This is a genomic window from Undibacterium sp. SXout20W, from assembly GCF_049340285.1.
GTDB lineage: Bacteria > Pseudomonadota > Gammaproteobacteria > Burkholderiales > Burkholderiaceae_D > Undibacterium.
In genome coordinates, this window is sequence record NZ_JBMPPH010000123.1 from 1 (window position 1) to 503 (window position 503).

Below are 503 nucleotides of genomic sequence, written 5' to 3' on the forward strand. Positions count from 1 at the left end.
TCGTCGCCTGGGAATTCGTATTTGGACAGTAATTCGCGTACTTCCATTTCGACCAATTCCAACAATTCAGCGTCATCAACCATGTCGCATTTGTTCAGGAACACGATGATGTATGGAACACCAACTTGGCGAGCCAACAGGATGTGTTCACGTGTTTGTGGCATTGGGCCGTCTGCTGCGGAGCAAACCAGGATCGCGCCGTCCATCTGAGCAGCACCAGTAATCATGTTTTTAACATAATCAGCATGGCCTGGGCAGTCAACGTGAGCGTAGTGGCGACCGGCTGTTTCGTATTCTACGTGAGCAGTGTTAATAGTAATACCACGTGCTTTTTCTTCTGGCGCTGCGTCAATTTGATCGTAGGCTTTTGCTTCGCCGCCAAATTTTTTGGACAATACTGTCGCAATCGCTGCTGTCAGTGTAGTTTTACCGTGATCAACGTGACCAATTGTACCGACGTTGACGTGCGGCTTGGTGCGTTCGAACTTACCTTTTGCCATTTT

General features: G+C 48.5%; 1 protein-coding gene. It reads right to left on the reverse strand.

What is annotated here, in order from left to right:
- A partial coding sequence (locus ACO0K1_RS20290) for a GTP-binding protein (protein ID WP_423029022.1) occupies nucleotides 1–500 on the reverse strand: 500 nt, incomplete at its 3' end.
- Nucleotides 501–503: the final 3 nt, after the last annotated feature.